Here is a 25,863-nt window from a genome sequence, read left to right as displayed (position 1 = left end):
CCAGACAGAATGTCACCAACTTGGACAACAGAGCAAGTTCTGGCTCTATCACCCGATGACAGCTCAACCAAAAACGCTAAAAAATTAGCGATCGCAACTAAATGGGAGAGTTTAAATCAAAATGACCAGGCGATCTGGGGAGCCTGCAAGGGCAGCGGCAAGCAGCCGTATCGGACGCAAATTGACCTGACTGAACCAGCTTTCAAGTGTAGCTGTCCCAGCCGCAAGTTCCCCTGCAAGCACGGTCTGGGGCTGTTTTTGATTTTTGCGGCGCAACCGGATACGCTCCAAACGGCAGAACCGCCGGATTGGGTGGCCGAGTGGTTGGAAAAGCGCAATCAGCGTCAACAGGCTCAAGCTGAGAAAAAAGCGGCTCCCAAAGATCCGGCGGCCCAGGCCAAGCGTGTGGCCAAGCGAGAAGAAAAAGTTCAGGCCGGGATTGCTGACCTGAAGCGCTGGCTAGAAGATGTTCTGCGGCGGGGATTGGCCTCTGTTCAGTCTGAATCTTACAGCTTTTGGGAAACACCAGTGGCTCGCTTGATTGATGCCCAGGCTGCCGGACTGGCCCGTGAACTGCGAGCAGCATCAAGTCTGCCCTATAGCGGCAACTCCCAGTGGCCGGAGCGGCTCTTGGCGCATCTCGGTCGGTTGTATTTGGCCTTGACGGGCTATGAGCGCTTGGAATCACTGCCTTCTGATCTGCAGGCTGATCTGCGATCGCTGGTTGGCTGGACGCAAAACCAAGATGAGTTGCTGGCTGATGATGCGGCCCAAGTGATCCGCGATCGCTGGTGCATTTTGGGTAAGCGGGTTTTAGAAGAAGAACGGTTGAAGGTGCAGCGCACCTGGCTGTGGGGCGAGCAAACTCAGCAGGCAGCGCTGCTGCTCAGCTTTTCGGTGGCCAATCAGCCGTTTGATATCAGTTTTGTGCCGGGGATGAACGTGGATGCAGATTTGGTCTTTTTTCCGAGCGCTTATCCCCAGCGGGCTTTAGTTAAAACGCGCCACGCAATCCCGGAATCTTTAACAAGCATGTCCGGCTATGGGGCGATTGCTCTGGCATTAACGGCTTGGCGGCAAGCTCTGGCTCGAAACCCCTGGTTGGACGTTTTTCCAATGGCGCTGCAAACGGTACATCTGCTGCAAGACGGGGAACAATGGTGCGTACGCGATGCCGCAGGGGATTACTTACCCGTGAGTTTACCTGTCGCGCAACTTTGGGAAATTGTGGCTCTGGCAGGTGGGCAACCTGTGACGGTCTTTGGGGAGTGGGCTCAGCTCCACTTCACGCCGCTGGGCGTCTTTGCCGACAATCGCTATTGGGGGATTAACTAATGGATGTGTGGCAAGACGTGGTTAAGGCGGCCCTGATTGGCAGCGACCGCCAGCCGTTTGCTCTACCCGCTTTGGCGGATTCACCGCTGGCGAATGTATTGGCTCAACTCGATGCCAGTTCACCCGCTGCCCATATGCTACAGGTTGCTGGCATACTGGCTTTACACCGTCAGGCGAGCTGGACTGCTCCGCAACAGGATATACCGCTACCGGAACCCTGCGATCGCACTGATTTACCCTGCTGTAGTGCGATCGCAACTCAGCTTTTAGAGAGCATTCTGACCGGGGACGAGCGGGCATTACTGCCAGAATGGTTAAATCTGGCAGCACAGGCGGGTCAGCGAGTTTCACCAGAGATGTTGCCTAAGCTACTGGATGTTGGTCGGCAAAACGTGCCGCTCCGACCCGCAATCCTGCTCGTTCTGGGCAAGCGGGGCCAGTGGCTGGCGGCTCAAAACGACAGTTGGGATTATGCGCGCGATCGCAATCGCTTAGATGTCAGGATCTGGGAGACGGGCACGACAGCGGATCGATTGGCGCTGCTGACGCAAGTGTGCGATCGCAATCCTCAGCAGGGGCGCGAGCTGATTCAGTCAACCTGGAAAACTGAGGCCGCAGAGTTTCGCTCAGCCTGTTTGAAGATCATTACCCCCACCTTGGACGCGGCAGATGAAGCGTGGTTGACCAAGGTATTCGCTAGCGATCGCAGTCGCCAGGTGCGCCAGGATGCGGCAGAATTGCTGATTGCGCTGCCCATGTCTGAGCTTGGCCAGCAGGTGCAGAACTGGGCTGAACCGCTGCTGGATTTTCAGTCGTCTGCCCAAACGGCTGTCCTCAACGTTCACCTGCCGACCACGTTCACACCTGAGATGGAAAAACTGGGTCTCCAGCGCCGTCCCCCTGCGGGTATTGGCGAAAAAGCCGGGTGGCTTCAGCAACTGCTGGCTCGCGTGCCCCCGAGTCACTGGTGCGATCGCTGGCAGACCACTCCTGAACAACTGCTCTCGGCAGTAGATGACCAGTGGAAACCCGTCGTGCTGTATGGCTGGATGAAAGCGACCAAACTCCATCGTGACTTGGTTTGGGCGACAGCGCTTTTGGATAATGTGGTGCAGCAAGCGCTCCAAAGCAATCAGGCAGATACATTCATTTGGCTGGATGAAATTACCGAGGTGTTGTCTCCGACACATCTGGTGGATGCGTGCTTGAGCCTGATTCAGCATCCCCAACCAACCAATATGGCGATTGAAGTCCTATTTTCACTACTCGATCTCTGTCAAACTACTTGGCCCCTAGAGTTGACCGAATCCGTTATTGCCCTATTTTGCGATGCGGTTCAGAACCAGAATCGAGGATCAAACTATTATTTTTGGCAGCGCCGTCTACTCGGTTTTGCCTGCTATATCCAGCCGGAGCACTATGACTTGATTGCGCCTAGCTTACAAACTGCGATCGCAGATCACGACTACTTTGCCAAACCGATTGATGACTGCTTAGGCCGTTTAGCGTTTCGTCAACGACTTCACCAAGCGTTTATTACCCCATGACTACTGCTAAAACTCGAACCACTAAATCCACTAAATCCGCCAAATCTCAGGCCAGTACTGAGGCTTCGGCTCTATTGCGGCTTCATGCCGAGCAGCAGTTTGCTGAAGAGTTAGCGGAGTTAGCCAAAGCGGACAACCGTCAATGCCCACCCAACTGGAAGCTCTCGCCCTGGGCCGTTTCGCTTTATCTGATAGGCGGCACGCTGGACAACGGTTTTGAAATTACGCCCAAATATATCGGCAATCGTCGCCTGATGGAAATTGCGATCGCAACCCTGGCCACGGATCGGGCTCTGCTGCTCTACGGCGTTCCCGGCACGGCCAAGTCCTGGGTTTCAGAACACTTGGCGGCAGCCATCTGTGGCGATTCCACCTTACTCATTCAGGGCACAGCCGGAACCAGCGAAGAAGCGATTCGCTACGGCTGGAACTACGCCCAACTGCTGGCCAAAGGGCCATCAATGGAGGCGCTCGTCAGCAGTCCACTGATGAAGGCGATGTCAGCGGGACAGATTGCCCGCATTGAAGAACTAACGCGCATCCCGTCAGAAGTCCAGGACACCCTAATCACCGTGCTTTCGGAGAAGTCGCTGCCGATTCCCGAACTGGGCGAAGAGGTGCAGGCGGCCAAAGGCTTTAACGTGATCGCCACGGCCAATAACCGCGATCGCGGCGTTAACGAATTGTCCAGTGCCCTCAAGCGGCGATTCAATACCGTCATCCTACCCGTGCCCGACACGATTGACCAAGAAGTGGCGATTGTCCAGCAGCGGATCGGCAGTCTAGGCAAGGCATTAGAGCTACCAGCAGAGGTGCCAGCCCTGGAAGAAATTCGGCGAGTTGTGACGATTTTCCGCGAGTTGCGGGGCGGCGCAACGCTGGATGGCCAAAACAAACTCAAATCACCCAGCGGTACCCTCAGTCCCGCCGAAGCGATTTCGGTGATGAGCAGCGGTATGGCGCTAGCGGCTCACTTTGGTGATGGCGTGCTAACTGCTTCTGACCTGGCATCCGGCGTGACGGGTGCAATTGTTAAAGACCCTGTGCAAGACGCGATTGTCTGGCGCGAGTACTTAGAAACGGTGGTCAAAGAACGAGACGGTTGGCAAGATCTCTATCGAGCCTGTCGCGAGGTGATCTAGTTATCACTATGAGTATTCACTATTTTGGTATTCGCCATCATGGGCCAGGATCGGCTCGCAGCTTGCTGAATGCGTTAAAGGCTTTACAGCCAGATGTTTTGCTGATCGAAGCGCCTGCTGATGCTCAAGATGCGATCGCACTGGCGGCTCATCCGGACATCAAGCCGCCAGTTGCTGTTCTACAGTACGTTCCGACGAATCCGCAGCAGGCGGTTTACTATCCTTTTGCAGTTTTCTCTCCTGAGTGGCAAGCGCTCCAATATAGCTTGAACGCTGAGATTCCAATTCGGTTGATGGATTTGCCTCAAACTCATCAGTTTGCGCTGGATGAGGCGCAGAGAGCACAGGCTGCTACAGATGCGGAGGCTGCGGATTCAGGAACTGCGGATTCAGCAGGTGCAGATGCGGCAGGTGCGATCGCACCTGATTCTTCAACAGACGCTTTCCCAGCGGAAGATGCAGACTCCTCAACGGCAAAAGAGACAGCGGTAGACAGCTCTAACCCTGAAGCTAATGCGGACATTCCAGAGTGGCTGCGTATCCGCCTCGATCCTCTGTCCTGGCTGGCTCAGGCGGCGGGCTATAGCGATGGGGAAAGCTGGTGGGAACATGTGGTTGAACAGCGACAGGATAGTCGCGATTTGTTTGCGGGCATTGCGGAGGCGATGACGGCTCTGCGGCAGCAGGTGGAAGCCCTAGAACCGCCCAGCACCGTCAGTTCAGACTTAGCGTGGCGGGCGGATCGGGAGAATTTGCGCGAAGCCTATATGCGGCAGACTATCCGGACGGCTGAGAAGGAATTTGAGCGGATTGCCGTTGTTTGTGGCGCTTGGCATGTGCCTGCCCTGCAGGCTCCATTGCCGCCAGCCAAGGGCGATAAGGCGCTGCTTAAGGGACTGCCAAAGGCCAAAGTCAATACCACTTGGGTGCCCTGGACGTATAGCCGCTTGCAGTTCAGCAGTGGCTATGGAGCTGGCATTCAATCTCCTGGCTGGTATCACCATCTCTGGCACCATCCGCGCCATGTCACAACCCGCTGGATTGCCCGTGTGGCTCGCTTGCTGCGTAAAGAGGATTTGGATGCTTCGTCTGCCAGCGTGATTGAGGCCGTGCGCCTAGCCGATACGCTGGCCGCTTTACGGGAGCGACCTCGTCCCAGTTTGGCGGAGCTGAATGAAGCTATTCAAACCGTGCTGTGTTTTGGCGATCCGTTGCCCCTGCAAATCATTCATCGCCGCCTAATTCTCAATGATCGCTTAGGTGCGGTTCCGGCTGAAACTCCGGCTATTCCTCTCCAGCAGGATGTCCAGCAACTGCAAAAGCGCCTGCGCCTCAAACCTGAAGCTACTGAAAAAACGCTTGTCCTCGACCTCCGCAAACCGCTAGATCGGGAGCGATCGCACATTTTGCATCGGCTTAATTTGCTGCGTGTACCTTGGGGATCTGTTCAGCGCTCGACGGGTACAGGCACCTTTAAGGAAACCTGGCGCTTGCAGTGGCAGCCAGAATTCATGGTGAGGTTGATCGAGGCAGGCACCTGGGGCAACACAGTAGAATCCGCCGCGACAGCGCAAACCATTCATCAGGCGAATACCCTCACCGATTTACCCCGGTTAACGACGCTGCTTGATCAAGTGCTGCTGGCTGATCTCTCAGCGGTTGTGGCCCACTTGATTACCCATCTCCAGGCAACGGCTGCTGTCGCTAGCGACATTGGCCACCTGATGGCAGCGCTGCCGCCACTAGCTCAGATCAGCCGCTATTCCGATGTTCGCCAAACGGATACAGCTGCGATCTCATATATCATTGATGGCTTAGTGGCCCGGATTTGCATTGGTTTACCCGCCGCCTGCTTTTCCCTGGATGATGACGCCGCCAATCAAATGTTTAATCACGTCATGGCGGTGAATAGCGCCGTCCAGCTTCTGCAAAACTCGCAGTATCAAGCCGATTGGTCTCAAGTCCTGCGACTGCTGAGCAATCGCCAAAGCCTGCACGGCATCCTGGCTGGACGCTGCTGTCGCCTACTGCTAGATGCTGGCGAAATCAGCAGTGAAACGGCTGCTCAACAACTGCACTTTGCCCTCTCGCAAGCCACTGAGCCTGCCCAAGCTGCCGCCTGGATTGAAGGGCTGCTGCGCGGTAGCGGTCTACTCCTGCTGCATGACGAAACGCTCTGGTCAGTCTTGGATAACTGGCTGATATCGCTACCTAATGATGGGTTTACCCTCACGCTTCCTCTGCTGCGGCGCACCTTTTCTACTTTTAGCCAACCCGAACGTCGTCAAATGGCCGAACGTGTTAAGCAGGGCACTGTTGCCGTATCGGTGGGTTCATCAGCTACATCAATGTCGAACGAGGGAGATATTGTGCTGCCGATTGTGGCGCAGTTGTTGGGAGTGAGGTTTGGCTAGGTGAGTGCTGAGGATGGGGGGTTGGGGTGCTAGGTTTTGGGTAATAGGTGCTGGCAAGTGTTGAGCTGTAGCAGTCGTCACATTGGGTGGGATGTTGGAAAAACGTTAGAACGTTCGAACGTTTAAATGTTGGATTGTGTAGAGGTTCAATAAGGTGATATATGCAAATTCGCCTCACGCCTCACCCTTTTTTCAGGCAACGGTATAAGAAAACGTTTTAGTGTAGAGAAAAGCACACATGTCTTTATCAGAACGGGAGCGGCGTTGGCGGTTGGTGTTGGGGCGAGCGGCTGAGGCTACTAATAGTCAGGGTTTTGGACTGGAGGGTGAGATGTCTGCGGCTGATCAGGGGATGGATCGGTCGCTGGAGGCACTGTATGAAGCCGAGCGGCGGGGCGGGCTGGGGTCGTCATCGCCGAATGTGGCGCGCTGGCTGGGCGATATTCGTACCTATTTTCCGTCTAGCGTGGTCAAAATTATGCAGCAGGATGCGCTAGAGCGGCTGAATTTGACCCAAATGCTGCTGCAGCCGGAACTGCTGGAGCAGGTTGAGCCGGATGTTCACCTGGTCGCGAATTTGATTGCGCTGGGGCAGATTATTCCCAATGAGACCAAGGAAACGGCTCGCATGGTGGTTCATCAGGTGGTGGACGAGCTGCAGCGCAAGCTCTACAACCCAACTCGGCAGGCAATCCTGGGTAGCTTAAATCGCGCGACTCGCAACTATCGCCCTCGTCACAATGAAATTGACTGGCAGCGCACCATTCGCGCTAATCTGCGCCACTATCAGCCGGAGTACCGCACGATTATTCCAGAAAAGCGGATTGGGTTTGGTCGCAGACGCTCGTCGCTGCGAGACATCGTCCTTTGTGTGGATCAGAGCGGTTCAATGGCCGCTTCAGTCGTTTATTCCAGTATTTTTGCTGCCGTCATGGCCTCTCTGCCAGCGGTTTCGGCTAGCTTGGTTGTGTTTGATACAGCCGTCGTAGACCTGACGGAAAAGCTGCAAGATCCGGTGGAGGTACTGTTCGGCACTCAGCTCGGCGGCGGCACCGACATCAATCGCGCCCTAGCCTATGCTCAAAGCCTGATTCGCCAGCCGCAGGATACGATTCTGGTTTTGATTAGCGATCTGTATGAGGGCGGTGTTGAGACAGAACTTTTAAAGCGCGCAGCTGCGATCGCAGCTTCAGGGGTTCAGTTTGTTGTATTACTGGCCCTGTGCGATACAGGTGCGGCTGCGTTTGACCAGCGAATTGCCAGCAAACTGGCCAGCATGGGAATTCCAGCGTTTGCCTGTACGCCAGATCAGTTCCCAGATTTAATGGCGACTGCCATTAGCCGTCAAGACATTGCTCAGTGGGCCGCAGCTCAAGATATCGTGGTTGCAGCTCCGAGATCCGCTCGTGTTTGATAACCGTAACTGACTAAACAAACGAGTTTGATCTGTTGTGCAAGTTAGACAGTACCTATAGTGATTCCAGTTAAGAGTGAAAAAAGAGGAGAGTGCCTCAGGATGAGGCACTCTCCTCTTTCGTTTTTATCTAGAACCGCTATAACTTTCACAAAAAAGCTCCACAGCTTTACCGTGGAGCCAATTAAACGCTGGATTTCAGAGCTTTGATCAGAGAAATGATTCAGATCACTATGCAACCCACTTTCTCGAAAGAAAGCAAACCATTGGAATAATGAGTGTTCTGTTAACCTGATCTCAGCACCGATTGAGGTACTTGACTATTAGTATGAAGGAGTTGCTACGCAGTAGAGATCGATTTGTGCCAATTCCTCAATCGTACTGAGTAGCGCGTATTGCTCAGCAACGATTTATACTGGCGAGATTAGCTCAACCAGTGGAGTTGCAGCGTCACGATTGCACTCAGTCCGAGACCGATCCATGACGTGATCCAAAGACAGAAAAAGGACTGCACACTGTGCATCCGCAGCATCAGCGTATCCAATCGGGCGAGCAGAAGCGACGAGATTAAGACTAGAAAATAAGCAGTAATATGAATCCAGACGATGGCAATAACGGCCAATGAGGCCAATGACAAGATGGTGATTGTGTATCCGGCATCGGACTGAACGTGTCTCAGAAAAAAGTTCTGCGCGGGTTCCCACAGAAATGTAAAGATAGCGGCTTCAAACAGCCCAAATCCGGCTGACAATCCCCAAACTGCGGGTGGTGCTTCAGAGCGAAACAGAAACCAGCCGAAGGTAAAAAAGGCGCTCAGCAACAGGAAAAAAGAGAGAAGCGGCAGTCGAGTTAGTCTAGTCATTCCCTCAGTATCGTTACGCTAGAGATTAATGGCAATGGCTTGAACAGGGCAAGTCGGAATGCACTGTTCACAAACGATGCAGCGCGATCGCGTAAAGTTGAGCTGAAACGTATCTGCCGTTAGCGTCAACGCCTGGGTCGGACAGATACCAGTACACAGCCCGCAATGCACACAGATATCATCATCGATCAGGATTTCTCGATTAGATAAGGAAATGCCAATCTCCTGCGATCGCAACCAATCTAGCGCGGCATCGAGTTGATCGATATCGCCTGATAGCTCCACCACAAGGGTACCAATTTGATTTGGTGCTACCTGGGCTCGAATAATATTCGCTGCCACGTTGAAGTCTTTGGCCAAACGATAAGTGATTGGCATGTGGACGGAGCGTTTGGGGAATGCCAGTGTGACGCGTTTCTTCATAGGGTTGTGGTTTTTCGTTACACTAAATGCGATACGTGCAATAAATGCGATCGCGACGACCCGGATTAGGCAAACTGCCCCATAACACGCTTATATCAAGTCTGTGTATTAGAACATAATTTATTTTTTGTGAAACGTTTGCTCCGCAAACGTTTCACAAAAAATAAATTATGGATTTCCAACCAGACTTGGACATTACTTCATCCACATCGGTGCGCCTGAAAATGTTCCTGCTTCTAGCTTCTGCTTTTAGGATAAGGGCATTTATCCGGTTTACCGACTGCCATGATAATTCTTTTTGCTAGATTGCTGTATATCTGAACCTATGGCTGTAGAACCTTCTAAATCCTCTACTCGACCCACGGAGTCTGAGCCGATATCTCGCTCCACGGCTGACGCCGACATGACAATTGGTAAGCAGTTGCGAAATCTGCTGATTGTCGTCGTGGCAACCGTCCTCACCGTCACCGTCTTTCTAGGATTCCGTACCCAAGCAACGACCGTGTCGCTCAATGAACTGGCTGAGGACGGAACCGTGCCGCTGGAGTTGGCGTTAGCCAACGGTAAGCCCTCTCTGGTTGAGTTCTATGCCAACTGGTGTACCTCCTGTCAGGCAATGGCTAAGGATTTAGGCGAGCTGAAAGATAACTATAAAGACCAGCTCAACTTTGTCATGCTCAACGTAGATAACAGCAAATGGCTACCGGAAATGCTGCACTATAGAGTGGATGGCATTCCTCACTTTGTCTTTTTGGATTCCACAGGTGAAACGGTTGCCTCTGTAATTGGGGAACAGCCCCGCTCGATTATGGCGGCCAATGTGGAAGCACTGATTAGCGGCGACGGTTTACCTTATGTGCAGGGTCGCGGCCAAACCTCCACCGTAGAAGCCAAGCCGCTTGCGCCGAACAGTCGTCCTGATGATCCTCGTAGCCACAGCAGTCAAGTTGTTGACAATCCTCAAGATTAGGATCTGCTCGATCCAGCTCCAGTTCAGTTGAACGATCCTGTTGCGGGTTGCCCAACTGGACTGGAGCTTGTGCTGTTAAATCGTTACGCCATCATTACACAGAGTCCGGTTGAAAGCCCATAACTTATAGCGGTTCTCTCACTCTTATCTGGAATTACTATAATTCTGCGAAAGGCCTGTGTCACAGGCCTTTCGCAGAATTAAGTTGTGTTTTTATACATGGACTTGATATTACGTCAGATGGTGGCTCGGATTTGTCCTTGCCATAATTAAAGTATTCTTCGTTGAGTTTCTCTAAATATGGGCGTTCCTCTTAGCGTTCTGATTATTGCGCTGGTCTTGCTCATCAGCGGTCTCAAGATTGATCGAGAATATCAGCGAGGGGTGATCTTCCGGCTGGGTCGTCTAGCCGGAACAAAAGGCCCCGGCATGTACTGGATTATGCCGCTGATTGATCAGAAAGTTCGAGTTGATATTCGGACGAAAACCGTCGATATTCAATCTCAGGAAACGGTTACGGCAGATAGCGTCACGATTAAGGTAAATGCAGTTCTCTACTACCGAATTTTGGATGCTCGCAAAGCCATCAACCAGGTAGAGGATTACCAGATGGCGGTTTACCAAACGGCGCTGACCACATTGCGTAACGTTGTGGGTCAAAACAAACTGGATGACGTGCTGCAGAATCGCGACAAGGTGAACTACCGCGTGCAGGAAATCGTTGACGAGATTACTGAACCCTGGGGCATCGTGGTGGAACGAGTCGAAATGAAGGACGTAGAAATTCCAACCAGTATGCAGCGGGCCATGGCAAAAGAAGCGGAAGCACTGCGGGAAAAACGAGCCAGGTTGATCAAGGCTGCCGCTGAGCAAGAAGCCTCCGTCAAGTTGGCAGAAGCATCGAAAGCCATCCTCGAAAATCCGGCAGCGCTGGAACTGCGCCGTCTGCAGATGCTCACGGAAGTTGGGGCCGAAAATAACACAACGACGCTGGTGATGATGCCGTCTGACTTTATGCTGCTGGCCAAAAGCTGGTCAGAAGCTCTGCAGCGATCGCAAGAGTCAAAATAAACTGTCTCACCGCTTACACAGCGCAAATTACACAGCCAGATTACACCGTGCAAATTGAAAGCCCAAGCGCTTTTGCCACCACGGCGTGGCGGCAAAATCACTTAGACTTTACTGCATGTACCTCATTTCGATTTGAATCGCCGTATTGGGGCCAGCAATGAGAAAGACCGCATCTTCAAACGCCGCTGGCCCAGTTTCAGCCACCGCATCATTAGAAAACGCATAGCCTTCTGTCGGCATGCCAAAGGCACCACGATTCAACTGTTCGTCTCCGTTGCTGTCGTGATAAGCCGCGATCGCATAGCTGCCCGGTTGTACATCGGTAAACGTAACTGTCATTGGTGTTTCGCTTTCGCCGATGGCAATACACTGGCGCTGCACCGCACTGTTATCGTCATTGGGAAAACCCGAGCTGCCCGAAAACAGCTTGACGCAAACCTGACCTTCAGCGCTTCGTAGGCCATTTACAGCAATATTGAGCTGGCTGCTGGTTAAGTCAGCTTGGGCGGATTGTGCGATCGCAAGGCTGCTGAGGATCAGTAGGGTAGAGGATAGGAGGTTGGGCATAGGTAGAAGGGTGGTGGGTAGGAGAGTGGATGGGTGAGAGAGTGATAAGAGGGACAGTGCTGTCTGACTATTCTTCTATCAATAGCGATAGCGTGGCGTCAAAAATCGTCTGTGTTGTGGCTGTGAGGAAGGGGGGATCGATGGTTTCTATGGTGTCTGAGGATTGGTGGTAGTGGGGGTTACGGAAGTTGGCGGTGTCGGTGACGAGGGCGGCGGGAATGTCGTACTGCCAAAATGGGGCATGGTCGCTGCGCATCAGATCAGGTGGCAAAAATTCGCCGATGGGGACAGCTAATTTTTCAACTGGGGTGCTGTCGGTTCGGTTTTGGAAGGAACTCATGAGTTCACTATGCTTCAATCCACCAATCACGGCAATGAAATCACCTTGACTGCGGCGACGCAGAATTTTGGGGATGGCATCTGGATACTGCTGACAACCGTCTATGTAACAGGCGTGGCCAATCATATCGAGTATAATTGCGGCTTCCAGTCCGGCCCGATTTTCAGGCTCAGCGACATAGGCTTGGCTGCCCTGGAGTCCCAGTTCTTCAAGGTCGAAGAAGACTAGCTTGAGCTGACGTGAGGCTTCCAGGTTCGGCATACTGTTGAGCAGTTCGGCTATTTCCAAGGCGGCAACTAAGCCGCTGGCGTTGTCATCTACTCCAGGTGAACCGGCGACAGTGTCGTAATGGGCACCAATTAAGATGCTGGGAGCATTAGGGTCGGCGTTGGGTTGCGTGGCGACGAGATTGGTGCCAATATCGAATTCCTGAATTTCGGGCACCCAGCCAATCGCTTCGATGGTTTCGATCAGGTACTGCAGGGTGAAGTCGCGATCGGCTTTCGTGTAGCGCTCAAAAGCTAAATCTTGAAGTCGTCCCATAATCCGCTCTAAGTTTGCCTGTGGTCGGGACGGAGGCACAGTTTGAGCAAGGATTGAGGGTGAATTAAACTGCTGAGTCAACTGTTCTGTTTGTGATACGAATGCTTGCGGGATAAGCCGCTGCCGATTAACAACCAGAATCAGCGTCGCAACTGCGATCGCAAGGATAATCCACTTCCATCGCCTCATAGGAGAGAAACTCCTGTAACCTGTAAGTACGCCTCACCATTGTAGAGAATCCAGTCGTGAGCGATGATGTTTCGGCGCAAACTCAAGCATAGAAATATAGTGCTACGTGCTTAGATCCAGGAAAGCCGTTGTTGAGAAGCTGTGGCCGACACGCTTCTCAACAACGACCTGTACTCAATTGATGATCTGAGGCTATAAAGCCTAAAAAGAGGGCAATTTCGCCGTTGCTTGCAGCAGCGAAATTGCCCTCTTGGAGTTTTCGATACTTAACTCAGCAATGCCCAGATTGGGATTATTTAGCGCTGCTTAGCGAAACTGGATGGGTAATGACCCAGTACAGCATCGGAGAGATAAGCGAAATAGAAGCGGTGATGATGGCGATGAGTTGTAGACCCAGTAATAATTCAGAGTTCATGATGTGCTTGCTCCTTAGAATCACGCTGTAGCGACGTTACGACAATAAGCGGCGCGTTCCTTCGGGGTTTCCTACTTCCGTCTCTCAACTTTCTTTGCTTGCTTTGGCAATTAAGTACTTGCTGATGAAGTGGTTCGTGAAGTGGGCTGGAGAGATTAAGCCGCACTTGATTCAACTGAGAGATGAACGATTTATCCTGACTTGCTTATCTGCTTTAATCATATCGATATGACTCAATGAAGTCACGCTGCATAAGCCTGGTTTGAAGAGAGATTTCCGACTTTTGGAGTACGGGTATCATTCGATTTGCAAACGATTTGCAAAAAACTGCAAAAAATAACTGAAATTCCTCAGTGCAGACGTATTAAAGTGCGATTGTACTGCTACTCTTAAGGAATCACGGGCAATACAGCAGGATGCCTATGATTCCACGGCAGCTCACGCTCAAAAATTTTCTTAGCTATCGAGACGCTACGGTCGATTTCACAGGACTGCACGTAGCCTGTATTTGTGGTGCCAATGGGGCAGGCAAGTCGTCGCTGCTGGAAGCGATCGCATGGGCACTCTGGGGCAACAGTCGCGTCGCCATCGAAGACGACATTATCCACCTGGGCACCAGCGAAGCCCTGGTAGACTTCATTTTCGAGCACCAGCAGCAAATTTATCGGGTGTTGCGATCGCGCCGTCGCAAGCAGTCCAGCACCCTAGAGTTTCAAATCCAAACGCCGCAGGGGTTCAAGAGCTTAACCGAGCGAGGATTGAAGGCCACTCAGCAACTCATTTTGCAGCACCTGCGGCTGGACTACGAGACGTTTGTTCATTCCGCCTATCTGCGGCAGGGTCGAGCAGATGAGTTCATGCTGAAGCGGCCCAGTGAGCGCAAGCAGGTTTTGGCTGACTTGCTGAAGCTGGATCAGTACGACACGCTGGCGGAGCAGGCCAAGGAGCAGGCGCGACAGTTCAGGGCGCAGTTAGCCGTCCTGGAGCAGACTGTGGTGCGATCGCAACAGCATCTCCAGCAAGAAGAATCAATTCGGCAAGAGCGGGAAACGCTAGAGCTGGAATTGGCGCAGACAGAGCAAACACAGGCGTCTACTCGTGAGACCCTGCAACAGCTACAGGCGATTCAGCAGCAGCGGCAAGGCTGGCAGCAGCAGCTCCAGTTTTTGCAGCAGCAGGATCAGCAGCTAGAGCAGGATTGTCAGCGACTGACGCGGGATTTCACTGAGGTACAGCAGCAGTACCAGCAGTTAGAGCAGCTGCTGCATCAAACTAATGAGATTCACCAGGGTTTTGCGCAGCTCCAGCAGCTTCAGGTGCAGGAGGAGCAGGTGGCGCAGCAAGCCCAGGTTTATCAGCAGGCCAAAGAAGTGCGATCGCAACTTCAGCAAGAACAGCAGAAACACTTAACAACTCTTCAGCAACAGCTCCAGCAGGCGCAAGCTAGCCTGAATGCGCTGATTGAGCAGGAGCAAGACGTGCAGCACACGCTGCGGAAGGCGGATGAAATCGAGGTTGCGGTGGCGGAGCTCCAGGCAGCACGGCAGCGACTAACTGAGCTGGATCAGATTCAGCTCCAGGCGGCTCCCCTGATGCAGCGGCAGCAGCAGCTTCAGCGGCAGCTTGAGCAGGCGCAGGCTCGGATTGTGGCCAAAATTGAAGCAATCAGCAATTCGCAACAGCAGCTGCAAGTGCAGCAGGAGCATCAGCCCCAGATTGCCCAAGCCGTGGTCGATATGACCGATCAGGTGGGGTATCTGGAGCAGCGGCGCATCTATCAGCAGCGGGTGCGGGAAAAGGGGCTGGAGCGGCGCAGTTTCATGGAGCGGTTGCAGGCGCACCAGCGAGCCTATGAGGTGCAGCTTGCCCAAATTGATCAGAAAATTAGCTTGTTGTCTGATCCGAATGCCGTTTGTCCACTGTGCGATCGCGCCTTAGATGAAGCTCATTGGCAGTTGGTGCAAGACCGCCACCAGCAAGAGCAGCAGGAGATTCGGGAGCAAATCTGGACGATTCGGGAGCAGCTAGCGACATCGGAGCGGGAGATCCAGGTTTTACGGCAGGAATACCTAGAACTGGAAGAGGAACTGGGTCGCTACGGCTCCATTTTGGAACGACGGGGTCAGCTACAAGAGCATCTTAGTCTGGCCGAAGAAGTGCAGTCTCGCCTCCAGAAGTTGAGCCAAGAGCAGGCTGAGCTACAGGAAACGTTGAGCAACCACACCTATGCGGCTGACGCTTATCAGGAGCTAAGCCTGATTGAGCAACGGTTAGCGCAACTTGGCTATGATGAGCGCAATCATGCTCTGGCGCGGGGACAGGTGGATCGACTGCGCTGGGCGGAGATTAAGCAGGCTGAGGTGAAGCAGGCTCAGCGGCGGCTGGAACAGCTTGCCACTCGTCGTCCAGAGCTAGAGGCTGAGATTGCCGATCTGGAACAGCAAGTTACGGCTTGGCAAAACTCTTCTCAACAGCAGCGTATTCAGGAGATTGATCGTCACTTGGCGGAACTGGGTTACGACCGAGAAGCCCATAATCAGCTTCGGCAAGCTCTCCGCGAGGCGCAACCCTGGCAGCTCCGCTATCAGCAGCTTCAGCAGGCCCAGCAGCAGTATCCTCACGTGCGGCAGCGGTTTGAGGAGTTAGCTTACCGCTGGCAGTTGCGATCGCAAGAGCGCCATCAGCTTCAGCAGCAGATTCAGCAAATCACCGAGCAGCTTCATCAAGCGGGTGATGTCTCTGAGGATATTGAGCACCTGGAGCAGCAAATTCAGCAGTATCGCCAGCAGCGCGATCAGCAGATTGCCCGACTGGGACAGCTTCAGCAGCAGCAGCAGCAGTTTCTGTTCTTACATGAACAACTCTCTGTTCAGCAGCAGGAGCTAGCTCAAACGCGGCAGCAGCTTCGCATTTATCAAGAACTGGCTCAAGCCTTTGGCAAAAACGGCATTCAAGCGCTGATGATCGAAAATGTGCTGCCCCAGCTAGAGACGGAAACCAATCGGCTCCTCAGTCGGCTCAGTGCCAACCAGCTCCACGTCCAGTTCGTCACTCAAAAGACTGGACGACGCTCCAGCCGCATTATTGACACGTTGGAAATCCTGATTGCCGATGCTCAGGGCACTCGTCCTTACGAAACCTATTCCGGTGGTGAAGCGTTCCGAGTCAATTTTGCTATTCGTCTTGCCCTGGCTCAACTGCTAGCCCAGCGCTCTGGCACGGCACTCCAGATGCTGGTTGTCGATGAGGGATTCGGCACCCAGGATGCCGAGGGCTGTGAGCGACTGATTGCGGCGGTAAATGCGATCGCAGCTGACTTTGCCTGCATTTTAATGGTGACGCACGTGCCCCACCTGCGCGAAGCATTTCAAGCGCGCATGGATATTACGAAAACTAATGAAGGTTCAAAAATCAAGCTTTCGGTGTAGGCAACAATCGCTCGGTTTATAGGGGTCGAGCAAGAAATCCTCCGACATGATTAAAACCGTCGTCAATCGATAGAGATGTCATGCCTATTCCCGTTCCAACTCGTCCCTGTGGCTATCGCCTGGGTTCTGGCAATGCGCCAGTTCAAGTTGAAGCCTTTGTCGATATTGAATGCCCCTTTTCCAAAAAGGCTTGGCCCACGCTGCTCAATGTGGTGAATCACTACGCTGACACGCAAGTCTCGGTCACGCTTTACCCCACGTTTCTCAGTGACCATCGCCAAAGCTGGGATGTTACCAAAGCCGCAATCATTATGGCGGATGATGACCCCGTTGAGTTTTGGCGCTGCTTTAGCTATCTCTATCAGCACCAGAGCGAGTTTGCCAATGAGGCGTTTGACGATAAAACCCGGCAAGATTTGTATCAGCTCTTAGCCAACTATGCGGCTGATTTTATGGAAAACTGCGATCGCAACCAGTTTCTCCAGCAAATCTCCAGCGACACAGACGAAGTTGCCAGTCGCGCCAAAGAACCGTTTCGCTATGCTATTCAGCGCGGCGTCTGGTCTACACCAACGTTTCTAATCAACGGTGCAGAATCTACCCAGCTATCTTCCGCTTCGATCATCGCGGATTGGCAAAACCAAATTGATCAACTATTACGGTGATACATCTACACTGAACCATCCCGTAGGGGCGATGCATTTGGTCAGAATGTTGTCATCAGAAAACCAATGTATCAGTCAAATGCATCGTCCCTAACCCAAGACCGATCATGGTTCTCATCAAAAACCCCATGTATCGGCCAAATGCATCGCCCCTACCGGAAACCGATCATGATTGACCATCCAATGCATCGTCTCAAACCTCGGCGTTAAACCTATTCTTTCTTTCATTCTCTGCGTGGGTTTGCTTCAATGAAGCATAACCGTTAGTCACTTCAGCCATATTCAATGGAAGCCTTTTCTCCCACACCGCCTGACTGGACTGAATCAGCCGTTCACGCCAACGATTTTTGCTGTCCGGCCTGTCGCGCTGACCCAATGACCGCTCAGCGGGCCTGGATCAACCGTCGCGCCCCGGTGTATACCCCTGATCATCGCCGTAAGTGGCAGGAGTTTTATCAGTGTGAATGCGGCAAAGCTTGGTGGGCCTGGAGCAGCGATCGTCCCCCCGCTGATTTCGGCAAATCAGAAGAAGTCGATAACTTGGGACTGGAGGATTTTTAACGTTTTGTTGATTTCGGTTTCTGATTTCAGAGCTGGGGTGATCTATCGATTATGACGATTCTGGTGTTTGGCAGTCTCAATATGGATTTAGTCGCACGAACGCCGCGACTGCCAATTCAGGGCGAAACAATTGTAGGGCGAAACTTCAAGACCTTACCCGGTGGAAAAGGAGCGAATCAGGCCGTGGCCGTGGCGCGACTAGGAGCCACGGCTCGCATGTATGGACGCGTGGGAGACGATAGCTTTGGCCGATTGCTGCTGGGCAGCTTACAGCAAGCGGGCGTAGAAAGCGCTGATGTCGTGCAAGATGTGACCAGCCAAACGGGTGTGGCGGTCATTGCCGTGGATGATGCAGGGCAGAACCATATCATCATCGTGCCGGGAGCCAACATTCAAGTTGGGGAAGAAGATTTGGATCGGCTGAAATCGCGCCTATCCGTTGCCGATGCGCTGATGATGCAGCTCGAAATTCCGCTGGATGCGGTGAGACAAGCTGCTCATCTGGCCCGTCGTGCCGATGTCCCGGTCATCCTCGATCCGGCCCCGGTTCATCCCGATTTATCTGACGATTTGCTGGCCGAAGTAGATATCCTGACGCCCAACCAGATCGAAGCTTCTCAGCTAACGGGTATCACGGTAGACAGTCTGGAAACGGCTGAACAAGCTGGCAAGCAATTGTGCGATCGCGGTGTCAAAACTGCCATCGTTAAACTCGGATCAAAGGGCGTAGTTTGTGTAACTGAAAATGAGACATTTCATAGTCTAGCCTTTGACGTTGAAGTGGTCGATACCGTCGCCGCAGGCGATGCCTTCAATGCCGGACTTGTTGTTGCCCTCTGTGAAAACCATTCGCTGGCAGAGGCTGTCCGCTGGGGCAATGCCGCCGCTGCGCTTGCTGTAACTCAGCCTGGTGCTCAACCATCGATGCCCGATCGAGCCAGCGTTAAAGCGTTACTACTCTGAGCAACATCCGCTTTGGTACAGGCTGCGCAATATGGCACAATGAAACTCTGTGACAAAATTTGTATAAAGATTTAGGTATCGCTCGTGAGTTCTACTGCCGAAGCCACCCCGACGAAAAAAGCTCGCCGCGCGGTCTTTCCCTTCACCGCCGTCATTGGTCAGGAAGAAATGAAGCTGGCCCTGATTTTGAACGTAATCGATCCCAAAATCGGCGGTGTGATGATCATGGGCGATCGCGGCACGGGCAAATCCACCACCATTCGCGCCCTAGCTGATTTGCTACCTGAGATCGACGTGATTGCTGACGATCCGTTTAACAGCGACCCGCATGATCCCGATCAGCTGGGTGATGTTGATCCGCACAGTGTTGCGATCGCAAAGAAGAAAGTGCCGATGGTTGATCTGCCCTTGGGCGCGACGGAAGACCGCGTCTGTGGCACCATTGACATTGAAAAAGCACTGGCCGAGGGTGTGAAAGCCTTTGAACCGGGTCTGCTCGCCAAAGCCAATCGCGGCATTCTCTACGTAGACGAGGTCAACCTGCTCGATGATCACCTGGTTGACGTGCTGCTTGACTCTGCGGCGTCTGGTTGGAACACGGTTGAGCGGGAGGGTATTTCTATCCGTCACCCCGCCCGCTTCGTCCTAGTCGGTTCCGGTAACCCCGAAGAAGGTGAACTGCGGCCTCAGTTGCTCGACCGTTTCGGAATGCACGCTGAAATTCGCACGGTAAAAGACCCCACTCTGCGGGTGCAAATCGTAGAAGAGCGGTCTGAGTTCGACCAAGATCCGCAAAGCTATCTCGAAAAGCATCAGCCGCAGCAAATTGAACTTCAGCAGCAGATCGTAGATGCTCAAAATCGGCTCAAGTCGGTCAATATTGACCACGAGCTGCGGGTAAAGATTTCTCAAGTCTGCTCTGAACTCGACGTAGATGGTTTACGGGGCGACATTGTCACCAACCGAGCCGCAAAAGCGATCGCAGCTTTTGAAGGTCGCGCCGAAGTCACCGTAGACGACATCCGCCGCGTCATTGGCCTCTCCCTGCGCCACCGTCTCCGCAAAGACCCGCTAGAGTCCATCGATTCTGGCTATAAAGTAGACAAAGTCTTTCGTGAGGTATTTGGACTACCCGCTGAGGAAGACATGGCAATGGCCAACGGTGCTGGAGTTCGCTAAATACAGTTGAGATAAATACAGTTAACAATCAAACAAAAAAGAGTCGGAGCAGTGCTGCTCCGACTCTTTTTTAGTACGCTTGATCTATTATTGATTCAATTGTACTATTCTAATTAAGTCAACTAGAGTTGCTTCACAAGTTGACTCAGCCCTAGAGCTTCCCAGAATAGCCATGACTCAAACCACCTGGATTTCAATTGGCGTACTTGCGATCGCAACTAGCAGTCCAACTGTTGCCCATGCTGCCGACTATGCCCTCACGTTTGATTTAGAACAACCTGCTGATCAGGTTGACTCACTGCCCAACTTTTCCGCTACGGCAGCAGCACCCTCTGCCGCCGCACCCTTGCAGCCTGCGGTTTCTGATAGCGCGGCTAATGTACTTCCCCCCGTTCCCCCCGGAGCCGAGCAGCTATTGGCCTCATCGGATTTGAGCCGTGAAGAACAGCAGGACGAAGTGCGATCGCAGTTAGATTCAGATCCCTCTCGCTCAACCGAGTCTTCTGGCTCAGTTGGATTTGATGTTGATACCTCATCACAAGCCGCTCCGTCTGAGTCAAAAGTCGCGCTCACACCGGCAGAAGTTCGGCAAAATCCTCAGTTTCAAGCGCTTTTTCAAGATACAGAGTCGCAGTCATCGTCTTCGCCGCCAGCATCGCCGCCAGTCGCATCATCGAGTCCCAGCCCAAAACCCTCTGCCCCGGCTCAACCCAAACCACCCCAGTCTGAACCGAGTACAACATTCAGCGCTCCGAATCTCTCCGCTCGTCCCTATCAGAATTTAGATTCTCTATTCGAGGGCGGTTCGGAGTCTCTGGTGGCTCGCAGCGTTGGCAGCGCGGAGGGCACTCGCCGACCGGATGGTGGTTACAATCCCGCTTACCACGGACATACTGACCCCGGCAATGGCGTTTGGAATATGGGCAGCTTTTCCTACCAGCACGGTGCCAGTTCTCCGGATGAAGCCGATCGTAAGCAGTTGAATCGGCTCAAGAATCAGGCCATTGAACTGCGGCAAAAAGCGGCAACCTACCAAATACAGCTCGACCTAGAAGAGGAACTCAACGGGATTGATCTGGCCAATCAGGCTCCTTTAGCCGCACTAGGCCGTGAAGGGTACATTGACCGCTTAGCGCAAGCCTACCAAATGGGGCTGCTGGGGTCAGAAGCGATTCTGTGGGCTAGGGTTCGATCATTTATTAATCCTGATACGGGACAGTGGAATGCCCCTGGCTTAGGCAACACGCTGGATGGGATTACCCACGACCAAAATCGCCGACAAACTGAAATCAAAAAAGCAATTGACGCTGATCCATTAGTCAAACAGTGGAAAGGCCAGTAAAAAACCGAAATCGGACACGAGTATTCTCTGTACGATGTAAGCAACAATGTAAGCATCTTGCAGGTTAGAAGTGCGATCGCATGAACATCAGTCTTCTTTCTGACAAGACTGCAAGCAGCCAAGGATAGCTGGCTTCTCAACCGTCGTTCGAGCGTAAGCTACTGTATTGCACTTTGCAAACCCCAACAGCATCCCCGCCGATTTTCAATCCGCAGTAGTATGCTGGATACGGTTTAAGAGGAAAAGTGGGGAGTCATGATTTCTTCGCTGGCAGTTGGCACAGTCTTACAAAATCGCTATCGCATCCTGAGCATCCTCGGTCAGGGTGGCTTTGGCCGTACCTATTTGGCTGAAGATCTGGGTCGTTTTCAAGAGCGCTGTGCCATCAAAGAATTTGTGCCCTCCCAGTCCGATGCCGACTTTTCCGATAAGGCCAAAGAGCTTTTTCAGCGGGAAGCCGCGATTCTCTATCAGATTCAGCATCCCCAGATTCCCCAGTTTCGCGCCACCTTCGAGCAGGATGGACGGCTGTTTCTGGTGCAGGATTATGTGGAAGGCAAAACCTACCGCGCCCTGCTCAACGACCGGATTGGTCAGGGCATGGCTTTCTCTGAAGCCGAAACTTATCAGTTTTTGCAGCAAATGCTGCCCCTGCTGGCCCATATCCACAGCAAAAATATTATTCATCGCGACATTACGCCGGACAACATCATTCTGCGACAGATGGATCAGCAGCCTGTGCTGATTGACTTTGGCGTCGTGAAAGAAGTCGTCACCCGCCTCCAGCTGGATACCGAAGTGCAGGCCACCACCGTTGGCAAATTTGGCTATGCGCCCAGCGAACAAATGCAGACGGGCAACGCCTATCCCAGTAGCGATCTCTATTCTTTGGCTGTTACCGCTATCGTGCTGCTGACCGGGCGCGAGCCCCAGCAGCTTTATGACGACCACAACAGCACCTGGCGCTGGCAGCAGTGGGTCAACGTGGGGCCACACCTGGCTCAGGTATTGAACAAAGCGCTCAGCTACCGTCCCGGCGATCGCTACCAGTCGGTGCGGGAAATGGCACAGGATTTGCAGGACGGTTCCGCCATGCCGCCCACGGCAATGCCCAATCCGGTTGCGCCCCAATCGCAGCCAACGCCAGCACCTGCGCCTCGCCCAGACAACGTATCTCAGATGAACACGGTTGCTGTAGGTCGCCGTCCCGAGGAGCGTCCTGTTCCGCGCTCCAATACCCGACCCGCCTCCGCTACGCAGCCCGCTTATTCTGCTGAAGAAAGCATGTGGGATAATCCTTGGGTGATTGCGCTGGTGGGAATTTTACTTGCGATCGCAGCCGGATTTGGCTCATGGGCCATTGTGCGATCGCTAAACTCATCGGATACAGCCAGCCCAACACCAACGGAAACGGTGACTGAAACCCCGACCGAAACGCCATCTCCAACGCCCACCGAGACAGAGCCAGTGGAGTATAGCCAGCGGATTGAGCTCCAGCCCGGCGTGACCCGCGAATTTGACGGCACGCTACAGGAGAATGAAACCATTAACTATCGCTTTGAGGCCGAGCAGGATCAGTCGCTCAATGCCCAATTGCGGGGTGAAGGAGTGCTGCTGACCCTGATTGCACCGAATGGCGAAGTGGTGAGCAGCGACGCAGAGCGAGTGCTGCGCTGGCAAGGGCCGCTCAACTTTAGCGGTCAATACACCGTCCAGCTCCGTCCAGTGCAGGGCCTAGCCGAAAGCGACTATCGCCTAGAGCTGACCGTAGAAGCCGCACCGAAGCCTAGTCCTACTCCGACGGAAACACCTACTCCTGAACCGACTCCCATTGAGCCTGAAATCATCGAAGAACGGGTGCAGTTTCCAGAGGACAGCACGGGCACGACCGTTTTTGGCCGCACGGATACTGGCATCATTCAGCGGTATTTAGTCAATGCCCAGGCCGGACAGATTATGAGTGCCGAAATTCTAGAAGGTGCCGCTTCTTTCACCGTGCGCTATCCCAATGGTAACCCCGTGGAAAACGCCCGCCGCATCATTTTCTGGCAGTCAGAACTGACGCGCAGCGGTGATTATCAGATCGATGTTTTCTCAGAAGGGCCAGCGAACTATACATTAGAAATAAGCGTGATTAACGGCAGTGTGGAGTAGCAGCGTGAAGGCACTTTTGATTGCAGGTACCGATACCGAAGTGGGCAAAACTGTATTGACCTCGGCCCTGGTCGCCTACTGGCAAACCTACTGCACCGATCGATCTCTGGGACTGATGAAACCGATCCAGTCTGGATTGGGCGATCGCGAACTGTATCTCGATCTATTTGATTTGGCGCAGACCTCTGAGCAAATTACTCCCGTGGCCTTTGACGCACCACTGGCTCCACCTCTCGCTGCCGAAAAAGCAGGTAAATCTGTGGATCTCGAAAAGGTCTGGCGAACGTTTGAGGCTCTTCAGCGGGAGCGTGATTTTGTCCTAGTTGAGTCGCTTGGTGGTCTTGGCTCTCCAGTTACGCGCGAAACCACTGTTGCGGACTGGGCCTGGGATTGGCGGATTCCGGTTGTTCTGGTTGTACCCGTGCGTCTAGGGTGTATTTCCCAAGCGGTTGCCAATGTTGCTCTCGCTCGCCAATCTCGCATTCATCTGCGGGGACTGGTCTTAAATTGTACGGAAGTGAGATCGCAAGCTGAAATTGATCAGTGGACACCGAAAAATCTCATCCAAAAACTGACCCAAGTTCCTGTGCTGGGCTGTATTCCTCACCTCAGTGACCCCACTGATTTAAGCAAACTAGCCCAAGTTGCCTCTAATCTCGATATCGAACGGCTATTGCCCATTTAGGCAGGCTATATCTAGCACGAATGGGCGCAAAGCCAGAGAATAACTGGGGATAGAAACCCCGCTTGGCGAGATTTCTATCCCCAATTGTTGGGTCACTTGCTGTTCCTTATGTCAAATCCGGTCGAAGACCCATCATTTATGGTGATTCCAGTTAAGATCACAGCTTCAACTGGGTAACGGCTTGAGCCACATCAAGCTGCAAATAATGATCGAGAGCTTGATAAATCCAGTGGATCGATAGGTGGGGGTCAGTGTCGATTTTCTGGAAGCCCGTGACGCGCGCGAGTTCCTCATACATAGGATGAATCGTCAAACCGTAGAGGTCGCAGACATTAGGGAAATCCTCTCGGATGGACAGCATGCATTGTTTGCCGTCTTCCAAAATGATTCGCAGCGCCTCAGGCTGCATATAGGGACGGTCAATCATGATGCTGCGAACTAGTAGTGCCGTACAGGTCAAATCTCCCGGCTGCGCCATTTGAAAGGGGTCATCCACGGCGTTTGTGCTGAGGTGTAACCCCCGGCTCGGCGGCAGACAGAAATTGTCTTCTGATTCAGCCGCAACCGGAAACAGAATGTAGCAGCCCACGGGCTGTTGATTATCCATTCGCCGCAGCACCCGAATGCCCTTAGCATATTCCCGTGACCATTTGCGCAACAGGCGGGCAATCTTAGCTGGGACAGCTTTTGCACTGGCATTCATCCAGTTGTAGTTGGTAGCCAAAAATCGCGATACTAACACTGCATCGGTATTGGGATTAAAGTCATCCGGTGCAAATCGGAGTGGTTCATTGACTGCAGCCGACTCATCCGCCGATTCAAATGACTGCGGTAAAGAGCGGATCTTAATGCAGAGTGTGTTCCCATCAAACTGCTTGTCGATAACGCCCAGCTTCACCAGTTCATCCAGCATCATTCCGGCTGACCGTTCACTGCCGCGATCGCTATCCCCATAGAACAGTTCAAATGCTTCTCGCAACGTACAAGAAACATAGTCATTTGGTGCCGTCAGTTCTGTGATGGAATCAGGTAGGGCTTGCCCCTGTTCATCAAGTGATTTCAGCATCAGGTAGGCAATCAGCCGCACAAAACATTCCGCTCTGCGCCGCGTGAAGCCTACCCGGCGAGACAGTTTGACCACATGTTGCCGCTGAGTAGCGCGGGGGAAATAGTGATCGACTTGATTGGGAGATAGATCAGTCAAGGTATTGAGAGACATAAACCCGATAAATAAGGTGATGAACTGTGCCGGACAACAATTCACCCTGGGTGGGTGATGTTTTCAGTAAGCAGACCTGCAAGAATAAATCACGGGTATAGAGCAAACACTATCAACCCTATTTATTTGCCATACGCTATCAGTCATACGTATTGAGCTTCAGTAGCGTCGGGTTGACCTGATTGGGTGTGCTGCATTGACGCATAGACTGACTTGTATTCAAGTTCAGCGCTTAACTCAGCAGCCATGCCAGGTTTAAGTCAGGTTGAAATTGATGAGGTTAAAATTACAGGCTTAGCTTGGCCTGTAGTGCTACCTTGAGTTTCTTGAATCTAAGGCCAATAGAGGCTTTTGACTGTTACCCATGACAATGTTTTTGCGTGGTCTGGATGCATCCCTTTCGTACAAGCTGTTGATTAACACAGGTAATACACG

At 52.8% G+C, this 25,863-nt stretch carries 21 protein-coding genes and 1 riboswitch; of the genes, 15 read left to right on the top strand and 6 right to left on the bottom strand.

Annotated features, from left to right (window positions below; genetic code table 11):
- The first annotated feature begins 9 nt into the window (after positions 1–9).
- The 5 genes from AC286M_RS16805 to AC286M_RS16785 all read left to right on the top strand — a co-directional run bounded on the left by AC286M_RS16805 (position 10) and on the right by AC286M_RS16785 (position 7,852).
- Positions 10–1,335, top strand: coding sequence for an SWIM zinc finger family protein (locus AC286M_RS16805; RefSeq protein WP_488205483.1), 1,326 nt, complete (start codon positions 10–12; stop codon positions 1,333–1,335).
- On the top strand, positions 1,335–2,882 hold the full coding sequence (locus AC286M_RS16800; protein ID WP_488205482.1) for a DUF5691 domain-containing protein: 1,548 nt from the start codon (positions 1,335–1,337) through the stop codon (positions 2,880–2,882). Before AC286M_RS16805 ends, AC286M_RS16800 begins: the two co-directional genes overlap by 1 nt.
- Positions 2,879–4,024 (top strand): ATP-binding protein, encoded by a 1,146-nt coding sequence (locus tag AC286M_RS16795; RefSeq protein ID WP_488205481.1) that lies wholly within the window; start codon positions 2,879–2,881, stop codon positions 4,022–4,024. The genes AC286M_RS16800 and AC286M_RS16795 overlap by 4 nt, the downstream gene beginning before the upstream one ends.
- An 8-nt stretch (positions 4,025–4,032) precedes the next feature.
- Positions 4,033–6,438 carry a DUF5682 family protein gene (locus tag AC286M_RS16790; protein ID WP_488205480.1) on the top strand — a complete coding sequence of 802 codons (2,406 nt, stop codon included), beginning with the start codon at positions 4,033–4,035 and terminating at the stop codon, positions 6,436–6,438.
- A 238-nt stretch (positions 6,439–6,676) separates the two neighbouring features.
- Positions 6,677–7,852, top strand: a complete 1,176-nt coding sequence (locus AC286M_RS16785; protein WP_488205479.1) for a VWA domain-containing protein — start codon at positions 6,677–6,679, stop codon at positions 7,850–7,852.
- Positions 7,853–8,276: 424 nt separating this feature from the next.
- Here AC286M_RS16785 and AC286M_RS16780 read toward each other — a convergent pair whose 3' ends face one another.
- Positions 8,277–8,714, bottom strand: coding sequence for a hypothetical protein (locus tag AC286M_RS16780; protein WP_488205478.1), 438 nt, complete (start codon positions 8,712–8,714; stop codon positions 8,277–8,279).
- A gap of 18 nt (positions 8,715–8,732) precedes the next feature.
- Positions 8,733–9,137, bottom strand: a complete 405-nt coding sequence (locus AC286M_RS16775) for an NIL domain-containing protein (RefSeq protein WP_488205477.1) — start codon at positions 9,135–9,137, stop codon at positions 8,733–8,735.
- A 325-nt stretch (positions 9,138–9,462) separates the two neighbouring features.
- On the opposite strand from AC286M_RS16775, the gene AC286M_RS16770 reads away from it, so the two are divergent.
- Both AC286M_RS16770 and AC286M_RS16765 read left to right on the top strand, forming a co-directional pair.
- Entirely contained in the window at positions 9,463–10,107 is a 645-nt protein-coding gene (locus AC286M_RS16770; RefSeq protein WP_488205476.1) for a thioredoxin family protein, read from the top strand.
- A 300-nt stretch (positions 10,108–10,407) separates the two neighbouring features.
- Complete coding sequence (locus tag AC286M_RS16765; protein WP_488205475.1) at positions 10,408–11,178, top strand: slipin family protein; 771 nt, start codon at positions 10,408–10,410, stop codon at positions 11,176–11,178.
- Between the two features lie 108 nt (positions 11,179–11,286).
- Here the strand turns inward: AC286M_RS16765 and AC286M_RS16760 are convergent, their stop codons facing one another.
- The 3 genes from AC286M_RS16760 to AC286M_RS16750 all read right to left on the bottom strand — a co-directional run bounded on the left by AC286M_RS16760 (position 11,287) and on the right by AC286M_RS16750 (position 13,232).
- On the bottom strand, positions 11,287–11,745 hold the full coding sequence (locus AC286M_RS16760; RefSeq protein ID WP_488205474.1) for a DUF2141 domain-containing protein: 459 nt from the start codon (positions 11,743–11,745) through the stop codon (positions 11,287–11,289).
- A gap of 67 nt (positions 11,746–11,812) precedes the next feature.
- The gene (locus tag AC286M_RS16755) at positions 11,813–12,817 is read right to left on the bottom strand and encodes a M28 family peptidase (RefSeq protein WP_488205473.1); all 1,005 of its coding nucleotides are present in this window, start codon (positions 12,815–12,817) and stop codon (positions 11,813–11,815) included.
- A 292-nt stretch (positions 12,818–13,109) separates the two neighbouring features.
- The gene (locus AC286M_RS16750) at positions 13,110–13,232 is read right to left on the bottom strand and encodes a hypothetical protein (protein WP_488205472.1); all 123 of its coding nucleotides are present in this window, start codon (positions 13,230–13,232) and stop codon (positions 13,110–13,112) included.
- A gap of 50 nt (positions 13,233–13,282) precedes the next feature.
- A riboswitch (Glutamine riboswitch) is annotated at positions 13,283–13,423 on the bottom strand.
- Positions 13,424–13,654: 231 nt separating this feature from the next.
- Here AC286M_RS16750 and sbcC point away from each other — a divergent pair.
- From sbcC to bioD, 8 genes are all read left to right on the top strand, one after another.
- Positions 13,655–16,660 carry an exonuclease subunit SbcC gene (gene sbcC / locus AC286M_RS16745; protein ID WP_488205471.1) on the top strand — a complete coding sequence of 1,002 codons (3,006 nt, stop codon included), beginning with the start codon at positions 13,655–13,657 and terminating at the stop codon, positions 16,658–16,660.
- An 80-nt stretch (positions 16,661–16,740) separates the two neighbouring features.
- Positions 16,741–17,325 (top strand): DsbA family protein, encoded by a 585-nt coding sequence (locus AC286M_RS16740; RefSeq protein ID WP_488205470.1) that lies wholly within the window; start codon positions 16,741–16,743, stop codon positions 17,323–17,325.
- Positions 17,326–17,610: 285 nt separating this feature from the next.
- Entirely contained in the window at positions 17,611–17,886 is a 276-nt protein-coding gene (locus AC286M_RS16735; RefSeq protein ID WP_488205469.1) for a hypothetical protein, read from the top strand.
- A 51-nt stretch (positions 17,887–17,937) separates the two neighbouring features.
- Positions 17,938–18,849: a ribokinase gene (gene rbsK / locus AC286M_RS16730; protein WP_488205468.1), complete on the top strand. Its 912-nt coding sequence runs from the start codon at positions 17,938–17,940 to the stop codon at positions 18,847–18,849.
- An 84-nt stretch (positions 18,850–18,933) separates the two neighbouring features.
- Positions 18,934–20,028 (top strand): magnesium chelatase ATPase subunit I, encoded by a 1,095-nt coding sequence (gene bchI / locus AC286M_RS16725; RefSeq protein WP_488205467.1) that lies wholly within the window; start codon positions 18,934–18,936, stop codon positions 20,026–20,028.
- A gap of 172 nt (positions 20,029–20,200) precedes the next feature.
- Positions 20,201–21,370 carry a hypothetical protein gene (locus AC286M_RS16720; protein ID WP_488205466.1) on the top strand — a complete coding sequence of 390 codons (1,170 nt, stop codon included), beginning with the start codon at positions 20,201–20,203 and terminating at the stop codon, positions 21,368–21,370.
- A gap of 255 nt (positions 21,371–21,625) precedes the next feature.
- A complete protein-coding gene (locus AC286M_RS16715; protein ID WP_488205465.1) occupies positions 21,626–23,524 on the top strand; it encodes a protein kinase domain-containing protein in 1,899 nt (632 codons plus the stop codon).
- A gap of 4 nt (positions 23,525–23,528) precedes the next feature.
- Positions 23,529–24,209, top strand: a complete 681-nt coding sequence (gene bioD / locus AC286M_RS16710) for a dethiobiotin synthase (protein WP_488205464.1) — start codon at positions 23,529–23,531, stop codon at positions 24,207–24,209.
- Between the two features lie 157 nt (positions 24,210–24,366).
- Here the strand turns inward: bioD and AC286M_RS16705 are convergent, their stop codons facing one another.
- Positions 24,367–25,428, bottom strand: a complete 1,062-nt coding sequence (locus AC286M_RS16705) for a hypothetical protein (RefSeq protein ID WP_488205463.1) — start codon at positions 25,426–25,428, stop codon at positions 24,367–24,369.
- Positions 25,429–25,863 lie beyond the last annotated feature (435 nt).

This window comes from Thainema salinarum CENA647 (assembly GCF_057732415.1).
This window is presented reverse-complemented; position numbering and strand designations above follow the sequence as displayed.

Coding starts and splice junctions, on each gene's coding strand:
- AC286M_RS16805 (WP_488205483.1), top strand. CDS start 10: ATGTCACCAACTTGGACAACAGAGCAAGTTCTGGCTCTATCACCCGAT.
- AC286M_RS16800 (WP_488205482.1), top strand. CDS start 1,335: ATGGATGTGTGGCAAGACGTGGTTAAGGCGGCCCTGATTGGCAGCGAC.
- AC286M_RS16795 (WP_488205481.1), top strand. CDS start 2,879: ATGACTACTGCTAAAACTCGAACCACTAAATCCACTAAATCCGCCAAA.
- AC286M_RS16790 (WP_488205480.1), top strand. CDS start 4,033: ATGAGTATTCACTATTTTGGTATTCGCCATCATGGGCCAGGATCGGCT.
- AC286M_RS16785 (WP_488205479.1), top strand. CDS start 6,677: ATGTCTTTATCAGAACGGGAGCGGCGTTGGCGGTTGGTGTTGGGGCGA.
- AC286M_RS16780 (WP_488205478.1), bottom strand. CDS start 8,714: ATGACTAGACTAACTCGACTGCCGCTTCTCTCTTTTTTCCTGTTGCTG.
- AC286M_RS16775 (WP_488205477.1), bottom strand. CDS start 9,137: ATGAAGAAACGCGTCACACTGGCATTCCCCAAACGCTCCGTCCACATG.
- AC286M_RS16770 (WP_488205476.1), top strand. CDS start 9,463: ATGGCTGTAGAACCTTCTAAATCCTCTACTCGACCCACGGAGTCTGAG.
- AC286M_RS16765 (WP_488205475.1), top strand. CDS start 10,408: ATGGGCGTTCCTCTTAGCGTTCTGATTATTGCGCTGGTCTTGCTCATC.
- AC286M_RS16760 (WP_488205474.1), bottom strand. CDS start 11,745: ATGCCCAACCTCCTATCCTCTACCCTACTGATCCTCAGCAGCCTTGCG.
- AC286M_RS16755 (WP_488205473.1), bottom strand. CDS start 12,817: ATGAGGCGATGGAAGTGGATTATCCTTGCGATCGCAGTTGCGACGCTG.
- AC286M_RS16750 (WP_488205472.1), bottom strand. CDS start 13,232: ATGAACTCTGAATTATTACTGGGTCTACAACTCATCGCCATCATCACC.
- sbcC (WP_488205471.1), top strand. CDS start 13,655: ATGATTCCACGGCAGCTCACGCTCAAAAATTTTCTTAGCTATCGAGAC.
- AC286M_RS16740 (WP_488205470.1), top strand. CDS start 16,741: ATGCCTATTCCCGTTCCAACTCGTCCCTGTGGCTATCGCCTGGGTTCT.
- AC286M_RS16735 (WP_488205469.1), top strand. CDS start 17,611: ATGGAAGCCTTTTCTCCCACACCGCCTGACTGGACTGAATCAGCCGTT.
- rbsK (WP_488205468.1), top strand. CDS start 17,938: ATGACGATTCTGGTGTTTGGCAGTCTCAATATGGATTTAGTCGCACGA.
- AC286M_RS16720 (WP_488205466.1), top strand. CDS start 20,201: ATGACTCAAACCACCTGGATTTCAATTGGCGTACTTGCGATCGCAACT.
- AC286M_RS16715 (WP_488205465.1), top strand. CDS start 21,626: ATGATTTCTTCGCTGGCAGTTGGCACAGTCTTACAAAATCGCTATCGC.
- AC286M_RS16705 (WP_488205463.1), bottom strand. CDS start 25,428: ATGTCTCTCAATACCTTGACTGATCTATCTCCCAATCAAGTCGATCAC.